Here is a 996-nt window from a genome sequence, read left to right as displayed (position 1 = left end):
GGAAGAAATCATTGCCAAGCTGGATACGGATTCTGCTGCCAAAGATGCGGAAAAGCTGAATTCCAAAGAAGCGTTTGATGTTCTTGTGATTGGTGGTGGTCCTGCGGGAAATACCTCTGCAATCTACGCAGCGCGTAAAGGCATCAAAACCGGGATCGTGGCTGAACGTATGGGCGGTCAGGTCATGGATACCATGGACATTGAGAACTTTACTTCAGTGCAAAAGACCCAAGGTCCAAAATTTGCTGCCGAGATGGAAGCACACGTACGTGAATACGGTGTCGACATCATGAACCTGCAACGTGTATCTGACATCAAGGGTGCAGATGAAACTGCCAACGGTCTGGTTGAAGTGACTTTAGAAAATGGTGCCAAGCTTGAATCTAAAACTGTAATCCTGTCAACCGGTGCACGCTGGAGAGAGATGAATGTTCCGGGTGAGCAGGAATACAAAACCCGTGGTGTTGCCTACTGTCCACACTGTGATGGTCCACTGTTCAAAGGCAAACGTGTTGCGGTGATTGGTGGTGGTAACTCGGGTGTAGAAGCTGCGATCGACCTTGCTGGTATTGTTGAGCATGTCACCCTGGTGGAATTTGATACCAAACTACGTGCGGATCAGGTACTTCAGGACAAACTCAACAGCTTGCCGAACACCACGGTGATCAAGAATGCGCTTTCAACAGAAGTGGTGGGTGATGGTTCACAAGTAACTGCACTGAAATATAAAGACCGTGCGACCGATGAAGAACATACGGTTGAGCTTGCAGGGATCTTCGTTCAGATCGGTTTGTTACCGAATACGGATTTCCTGAAAGAAACCAAAGTTGAGTTAAGCAACCGCGGTGAGATTGTGATTAACGAGCGCAATGAAACCAATGTGAAAGGTGTATTTGCTGCGGGTGACTGCACCACAGTACCTTACAAGCAGATCATCATTGCTACAGGTGAAGGCGCGAAAGCATCACTGTCTGCATTTGACTACATCATCCGTTC

At 47.9% G+C, this 996-nt stretch carries 1 protein-coding gene; it reads left to right on the top strand.

All coding sequences use genetic code 11. From position 1 onward, the window contains the following. The coding region (gene ahpF / locus BK820_RS14895) for an alkyl hydroperoxide reductase subunit F (protein ID WP_071321342.1) at positions 1 to 996 on the top strand (996 nt) is incomplete at both ends.

The organism is Acinetobacter sp. LCT-H3 (assembly GCF_001866125.1).
GTDB lineage: Bacteria > Pseudomonadota > Gammaproteobacteria > Pseudomonadales > Moraxellaceae > Acinetobacter > Acinetobacter schindleri.
The sequence above is the reverse complement of the archived record's forward strand: the minus strand, read 5'-3'. Positions and strand labels throughout refer to the sequence as shown.